The sequence below is a fragment of the Prevotella sp. CAG:592 genome (assembly GCF_000436015.1).
GTDB classification, from domain to species: Bacteria; Bacteroidota; Bacteroidia; order Bacteroidales; family Bacteroidaceae; genus Prevotella; species Prevotella pectinovora.
The window spans coordinates 56,307-63,831 of record NZ_FR892633.1 but is presented as its reverse complement, the minus strand read 5'-3'; the positions used below and the strand labels follow the sequence as shown (position 1 = coordinate 63,831).

Sequence of the window (7,525 nt, the reverse complement as noted above, 5' to 3'; positions counted from 1 at the left end):
AACTTAAATTAATTCCGCCAACGGGTAATATGTAGATTTTTCTGCAACTGAATAATAACTAAAATCGTAACAAGAGTGCAATGAAAAAAATGATGTTTCTGATAGCCTGTGTGTTATGCGCCGTAGCAGGCTATGCGCAGCAAGGGCCTCTGGCCACCACACAATATGGTGTGCTTGAAGGCGTGTGCGAGTCGGGTGTAAACGTGTTTAAAGGTGTGCCCTTTGCAGCACCACCCGTGGGCGAAAACCGTTGGCGTGCGCCACAACCGTTGCAGTCGTGGCAAGGGGTGCGCAGTGCTAAGAAGTTTGGCAACGACCCCATGCAAGGCAACCCTTTCGGAGATATGGGCTTCGATGCCGAAAAGAAAAGTGAGGACTGTCTGTATCTTAACATATGGACGCCTTCCAAGACCTTGACCGACCGTCTGCCGGTGGTAATCTACTTCAATGGTGGCGGACTGATTGCCGGTTCGGGCAGCGAGCCGCGATACTCGGGACGTCAGATGGCACGCCACGGCATTGTGGCTGTTACTGCCAACTACCGCGAAGGCATATTCGGGTTCTTCTCACATCCGCAGTTGTCGAAGGAAACATCGTATAAAGGTTCTGGCAACTATGGTTTTATGGATCAAGCGGCGGCCATCGAGTGGGTGTATGAAAACATTGCTGCCTTTGGTGGCGACCCCAAGCAAATAACCATTGTTGGCGAGTCGGCAGGCTCTATGTCGGTCAGCGCGTTGCTGGTATCGCCTCTTACGCGTGGCATGATTGCTCGTGCTATGGCATCGTCAGGAGCCGTGTGTGGCCGACGCTTGCTTTCACTTAAAGATGCCGAGAAGCAAGGCGTCGAGAAGCTGAAAGAGTTGGGGTTGAAAAATATTGCCGATGCCCGCAAGATGTCTGCCGACGAACTGTTGGCTAAGACGCAGTCTGGCGGACTGGCATCTTATTGTCTTGACGGCTACTTCTTTACCGAAGACCCCACCGATGCTTATCTCAATGGGCACCAACAGAAAGTGCCGTTGCTCGTAGGTCGCAATAGTTTAGAGATGTCGCCGCAAGCCTATCTTGGCGGAAAGGCCCCCACACTTGAAAACTTTCGCCCCGCCCTTGAGGCCACCTTTGGCGACAAGACCGATGAGGCCATGCGTATGTATGGTCTGAATACCGACCGCGATGTGTTGGGCAAGCCAGGCGTCGACTTCGCCTCCGATCAGTTCATTGCCTATGGCACGTGGCTTTTTGGCTATCTGCATGCCAAAACCTCTGGTCAACCGGTCTATCGCTACTATTTCTCACGTCCGCGTCCCGCGATGCGCAACAACGAGCTGGTCGCAGGTCTGGCTGGCGGTGTGCAAAAGAAAGGCGATGGCGACGTGATGACCATTCCCGAATATGATGAGTTCAAGGGTGCTGTCCACTCGGCCGATATCGAATATGCTATGGGCACCTTGCCCACCAATCGTGTGTATGACTGGCAACCTGACGACTACCGCGTGTCAGACCAATTCATAAACTACTATGCCAACTTTATAAAGACTGGCAACCCCAACGGTCTTGGACTTGCCGACTGGACTTCAATCACAGGCAAGGAGCGGCCCACGCAACTCATTTTAGATGTAGACTCGTATGAAGAGTATGACCCGGCATTTGAGCAACGCAACCTGTGGCTCATGCAGTTTAAGTGTTTCGGCAGCCGATAAGGAATACTGAAATTAACGATGCGAATAGCAAAGGGGTAATCCTTTTTAACTCCAATCGGTCGTTAGGGCTTGCTTGGATTTTGAGCTTTTAGAAGTGTGGATTTTTGTTTGACTTTTAATGAGTAATAGCGAGCTATTGCGAATTATGCTCATGAAGAGTGAGTCCTGAAGGTGTTCACATGTCTGGTATATGACACATGCAAAAAAATCCCCCACGGCGTGGGGAACGATTCCCCCTAATGTGGGGTTTCATTCCCCACGGCAGGGGGGAGATTTTGAGCATGAAAATGGTGTTTTTCTGACCAAAAATCACAACACGCCCGTTTGGAAGTGCAGACTGAACGAATGATGGATTTCTATTCGTTGTGAAAGCCGTCTGAGGCCAGAGCTATTAGATGTGATGCGCGCTTCAAATCACTCCAAATGTCGGATGAGCCAACTTTCTGCCCTTTTTCTTTTAAATATTCAAGAAATAGTCGTACCTTTGTCATTACAAAAAAGTTGTAACATAAAACATGTAATGGCGTATGACACTAAGTTACAAGAAATTAGCGAATCCTTTCGTCTATCAAGGTTATGAAAGCCCTGAGTATTTTTGCGATAGAGAGGCAGAAACAAAGACTTTACTTTCCCACTTGAAGAACGGAAGAAATATTACCCTCATCTCTCCTCGAAGGATTGGCAAGACAGGACTTATCAAGAACACCTTCTACCATCTCAAGGAAGAAGAGAATGATGCCATATGCCTATACCTTGACATTTTCGCCACCAAGAACTTGAATGATTTTGTGGAGCGACTTGGCGTTATGGTCATCAACGACATTGTGCGCAAGAACGCCTCATTCTTCGAGAAGACCATTGCTTTCTTCAGTGCCTTACGCCCAGTGCTTAGCATGGATCCATTGACAGGCGAACCGAGTGTCTCCATCACGGTGGAACCAACACAAGAAGATATTACTATTCGTAGCATCTTAAATTATCTCAACGAGAGTGGCAAAGAGGTATATATCGCCATCGATGAATTTCAGCAGATAGCTGAATATCCAGAGAAGGGAACGGAGGCTTTGCTTCGCTCCTACATTCAGTTCGCCCAACATGTCCACTTTATCTTTTCTGGCAGCAAACAACATTTGATGGCTGAAATATTCGGCTCGCCAAAACATCCATTCTACCAAAGCACAGAGATGATGGGCTTAAAGCCACTGAAATGCGACATTTACTATAACTTCTGCCAAAGCTTCTTTAAGCAGAAAGGTGGTGACTTATCAAAAGAGATTTTCGAGCATGTCTATCAGCAGTTCGATGGGCATACTTGGTATATCCAATGCATTATGAACCGCCTTTACGAATCAGAAAGCCAAGTCGGAAACATGTCGCAAGTCAATGCCGCTCTCCTTTCCATCCTTGAGGGAAGAGAACCGCAGTATGAGAGCATGACGCAGTTCTTTACAGAAAATCAGTTTGCTCTTCTCAAAGCCATTGCCAAGGACGGCATCGTTGCACAACCGACAGCAAGCAAGTTCATCAAAGGTCATAAATTGAGCGGAGCCAGCAGCGTAAAGGCTGCTCTTAAGATTTTAGAAGACAAGGAATTGGTATATAGAACCAATGACGGCTACCACATCTACGACAGATTCATGGATCTGTGGTTAAAGAGAATATAAACAAGACAATAATAACATGAAGACCTCTTTAGATTTTTTCGACCATACAGGCACTATTTTCGACCATTTACTATCCTTACAAGGACATTCGTTGTTACGCCGTCTGAGGCTATATTAACTATTCGTTGTGAAAGCCGTCTGAGGCCAGAGGTATTAGATGTGTGCGCACTTCAGCTCCCATAGGTACAATCTTCGCCTTGTCTCGTTTGGCTATAGTCTGGGCAATGTCTTCAACAGACGGATTGATACCACGTCCCTTCCCTCTAAGCCTCATTTCTATCTTATTTACAGTGCTTTGGTTTGATGTCTGTACCATATTTTTGAAACCTTTTTGTTATATTTTTGGTTCTTGGTCGTCTGCAAACGATATTGTATTTTCTGCAAAATAGTGAAAATGGTGGAAAGGAATTAGACTATCCGTCATTACCTTTCCACCATACCGTCAATGGACTTGTGGCTTTCCAATTTGTCACCAATCTGCTGTACCGTAATCGGAGTGTTGTTATATTGTTTTAATCACTATCAACAAAGGAGCTACAGATACTCCTCGATTTCCTCTTCCAGATAATCCGGGTAGCAGCCCGGATAGAGATCCACAGCCCGTCTTGCAGCCGTGCGTGCCTCATTCATCTTGCCTTGCTGTCCTAAAGCCAGGGCATACTCCCTGTTCATGTGGCTCAACGTTTCGTCAAAGACGCCCTCCCTGTCCCAATATTTAATGGCGCGCGACATCAGGAATTCTGCCTCATGGTCCTGCTTCATCGATCCCCAATACCAGAAAGCCAATGCCACTCCGTCGCGGTCATGGGTGGCCTTCAGGAGTTCTATTGCCTGCTGGAACAGTTCGTCGGACTTCTGCTGTCTGCCGTATGTCTGCAGGATTTCAGCATAAGAGCGCAATGCCACAGCCAGATCCTTCGTCTTTGCATATATCATGGATTCAGGCTGCAGAGCAGTTTCATAGAACAGGATTGCTTCTGATTGCAGTTCAAGTTCAGCGGCGCATCCGGCAATGAACTTGGCGATTTCAAACCGCCATGGCGCATCGGCTCGTCTCACCACATCCCACCAGAGCTCGATGCCCGTCTGGGTGTCACCTTCTTTTATGTCAATCCTGCCCTGCTGCACAGAGAGGAGCAGGCGCTCTTTGACATTCTGCTCATCAGCAAGCTCTTCCTCTATCAACGTCCTGGCCTCAGCATAATCCCCACGCTTCAGTCTGGCCTCAAAATCCCAGTCGGCAAGTGCTCTCCGGTATACCGTTCCCATCACGAAATCAGGAATGGCACCTCCTTCGAAAACCGGCCGGATAGCTTCAAGCGTTTCTTCGTCCGGTTTTATCTCGCCAAAAAAGATGCTTCGGGCGTCTTCAATGTGAGCGGCACACAACTCATAATCATAATGCGTCAGACTGTTGGATGCCTCGGTGAGAGCCTTGAAGAAGCGCACACCGGGAGCAAAAGAGGCATTATCAGAGTCAGAATGTAGGTCTTGCATCCGCTCCTCGTAGATGGCGGCGGTGCAGTAGCTTCCCCTCTCATTGCAGGAATCGACGATGGAGGAATACAGGACCGACAGGTCTGCCGGCGAGAATCCATAATTGAAATGCGTGAAGTCAACGTAGTCTCTATATGCCTCTATGGATTTGCGCGACATTCCCAGCCTTACATACAATTCATAGCGTATGTAGGAAATCATGCTCAGCTCCGGTGAATTCTCACCATACAGCCTTATCGCCATGAGCTCTGACTTCTCGAGATATTCATCCGCCTTGGAATAGTTGTCGTTAGCCAACAGTGCTTCTATCTCAAGATACATGATACGTATCGGATGAATCTCCGGAACACGCCTCTTGCCGATGAGCGCCTTGCCCTTTTCGAGCCACATCCTGCTACTGTCCATACTGTCGTTTAATGCACACTGGCGGGAGATGTACAGACAGACCATGATGTTCTGGTCTGCTTCTTCCTCCATCTCGTTTTTGCGGAATGCATTGTATGCGTATGCGAATGACTTTGCGAGAAGGCCCAGATTCCAGTACATCTCCGAGAGATACATGAGCTGGTACTGATGCAACAGAGGAGAGGGGTCTGCCGTCTCGAAGCACACCGTAGCCTCATCGTATCTGAAGATTCTGGAATACAGTGCTCCCATCATGTCGAAGGCCCTTTGGTTTCCGGTGACATGGAAGGTGAAGAGGAGAAGCCTGAAGTCGAAACGTTGTTCCAGGCTGCTCACCGCCTGACGGGGATTTCTGTGAAACGAGAGTTCCGCATTTGATGCAAACAGGATGGCATCCGTCTGGAAAGCCGAGACAAACTGCAGGTCCTTCTCCTGATAATCCTCCCACTTCTCCATGGCATAGTCCAAGAGCAATCTGGCTGCAACGAAATACTGCCTTCTGGAGAGATAATCATCCAATGGATTTATCTCCAGATAATCTTTCAGATTTATCAGCAGACTCTTCATGCGGCTCTCGCCAATGGCATTCCGCTCCAATACGGCATCGGCAATGGCAGGGTTGCAATGAATGCGCCTGTGCTCACGGAGCAGCCAATTGCCACGGCAAAGAGCCTCCGCCACCTCGTATAACGCCTGTGGGCAATTCGGCTCACAGATATTACACAGGACCTCAAGGTCCAAACCTTCGACACACACTACCGAGGCAACTGTCATTACCTGCTTCACGTCTTCTGGAAATTCAGCGACCACTTTCTGTATATACTCCTTGTCCATACCACATTTTTTTGATTATCAAACAATGTTATTACTCTCGCAACCGGTGGCATTGCCATTGTTTCCGGGGAACTTTCCGCTTGCAAATATAAAGATTATAAATCAGATGGACTACAGAACGGGCTGACAAATTCAAAATCCCTCTACCCTGCCCCGTTGGCAAGTACTTTATTCCTCCACTCTGCCCGGATAAGCCTCGAGGGCCTTGCGCAATACGATGATCGCACGCTCCATGTCTTCCTTCTTCAATACGTAGGCGATTCTCACCTGGTTGCGGCCGGCACCGGGGGTGATGTAGAAGCCGCTGGCAGGTGCCATCATGACTGTCTGGCCCTCGTAGCTGAACGAAGAGAGACACCAGCTGCAGAACTTGTCGGCATCGTCTACCGGCAGCTTCGCCACGGTATAGAAGGCTCCCATCGGTGTGGGAGAGAATACTCCGGGGATGTCGTTTAGTCCGCTGATTAGACAGTTGCGGCGCTCCACGTATTCGTCGTACACCTCACGGAAATACTCGTCGGGAGTGTCCACCGAAGCTTCGGCGACAATCTGGCCTACGAGAGGAGGCGACACGCGGGCCTGGCAGAATTTTATTGCCGTGTCTCTGATTTCCTTGTTTCTTGTGACGAGGGCTCCTATCCTCACTCCACACTCACTGTAGCGCTTGCTCACGGAGTCGAGAATCACCACGTTCTGCTCTATTCCCTTCAGACTGCCTGCGCTGATATACGGGTTCTCAGTATACACGAACTCGCGGTACACCTCGTCGGAGAAGAGGAGCAGGTCGTGTTTCTTCACCATGTCTCTTATCTGGTCCATCTCCTCTGGAGTATAGAGGCTTCCGGTGGGGTTGTTAGGGTTGCAGATGAGGATGGCCTTGGTCTTCTCGTTGATGAGTTCTTCGAATTTCTCCACTGCCGGCAGTGCGAATCCGTCTTCAATCTTAGTGGTTATCGTGCGCACCTTGATACCAGCCGGGATGGCGAAGCCGAGATAGTTGGCATAGAGAGGTTCGGTGAGAATTATCTCGTCGCCCGGGTCGAGACAAGCCATGAATGCTATCTGCACCGCCTCGCTTCCGCCGCAGGTTATCACGATGTCGTCGGGCTCCACATTGATGTCGTACTTCTTGTAGTATCCGGCGAGCTTCTTTCTGTAGCTCAGATAGCCCTCCGGAGTGGAATATTCCAGAAGCGTCCTGTCGATGTTTTTCAGAGCGTCGAGTCCCACCTGCGGTGTAGGCAGGTCTGGCTGTCCGATATTGAGATGATACACCTTCGTTCCTCTTTCTTTCGCTGCGGCAGCCAGTGGAACCAGCTTGCTGATTGGAGATTCCGGCATCTCCTGTCCGCGCATTGATACTTTACTCATATCTTTTTTTTTGTTTTTTATGATATTTGATATTAAATCCCAAACGGTCAT

General features: G+C 48.9%; 5 protein-coding genes. 2 read left to right on the top strand and 3 right to left on the bottom strand.

Features of this window, described 5'->3' with window-relative positions:
* The first annotated feature begins 80 nt into the window (after positions 1 to 80).
* Together QVO99_RS10445 and QVO99_RS10440 are read left to right on the top strand one after the other, a co-directional pair.
* Positions 81 to 1,703: a carboxylesterase/lipase family protein gene (locus tag QVO99_RS10445; protein ID WP_288177204.1), complete on the top strand. Its 1,623-nt coding sequence runs from the start codon at positions 81 to 83 to the stop codon at positions 1,701 to 1,703.
* A gap of 527 nt (positions 1,704 to 2,230) precedes the next feature.
* Positions 2,231 to 3,367: an AAA family ATPase gene (locus QVO99_RS10440; protein ID WP_022317559.1), complete on the top strand. Its 1,137-nt coding sequence runs from the start codon at positions 2,231 to 2,233 to the stop codon at positions 3,365 to 3,367.
* Positions 3,368 to 3,485: 118 nt separating this feature from the next.
* Here QVO99_RS10440 and QVO99_RS10435 read toward each other — a convergent pair whose 3' ends face one another.
* From QVO99_RS10435 to QVO99_RS10425, 3 genes are all read right to left on the bottom strand, one after another.
* A complete protein-coding gene (locus QVO99_RS10435; RefSeq protein ID WP_288177202.1) occupies positions 3,486 to 3,641 on the bottom strand; it encodes a DUF6088 family protein in 156 nt (51 codons plus the stop codon).
* 260 nt (positions 3,642 to 3,901) lie between these two features.
* Positions 3,902 to 6,103 (bottom strand): hypothetical protein, encoded by a 2,202-nt coding sequence (locus QVO99_RS10430; protein WP_022317557.1) that lies wholly within the window; start codon positions 6,101 to 6,103, stop codon positions 3,902 to 3,904.
* Positions 6,104 to 6,271: 168 nt separating this feature from the next.
* A complete protein-coding gene (locus QVO99_RS10425) occupies positions 6,272 to 7,474 on the bottom strand; it encodes a pyridoxal phosphate-dependent aminotransferase (RefSeq protein WP_022317556.1) in 1,203 nt (400 codons plus the stop codon).
* Between the last annotated feature and the right edge of the window lie 51 nt (positions 7,475 to 7,525).

What these genes read in the sequence shown, in the direction of transcription:
- QVO99_RS10435 (WP_288177202.1), bottom strand. Translation starts at nt 3,641, where the DNA reads ATGAGGCTTAGAGGGAAGGGACGTGGTATCAATCCGTCTGTTGAAGAC.
- QVO99_RS10440 (WP_022317559.1), top strand. Translation starts at nt 2,231, where the DNA reads ATGACACTAAGTTACAAGAAATTAGCGAATCCTTTCGTCTATCAAGGT.
- QVO99_RS10430 (WP_022317557.1), bottom strand. Translation starts at nt 6,103, where the DNA reads ATGGACAAGGAGTATATACAGAAAGTGGTCGCTGAATTTCCAGAAGAC.
- QVO99_RS10425 (WP_022317556.1), bottom strand. Translation starts at nt 7,474, where the DNA reads ATGAGTAAAGTATCAATGCGCGGACAGGAGATGCCGGAATCTCCAATC.
- QVO99_RS10445 (WP_288177204.1), top strand. Translation starts at nt 81, where the DNA reads ATGAAAAAAATGATGTTTCTGATAGCCTGTGTGTTATGCGCCGTAGCA.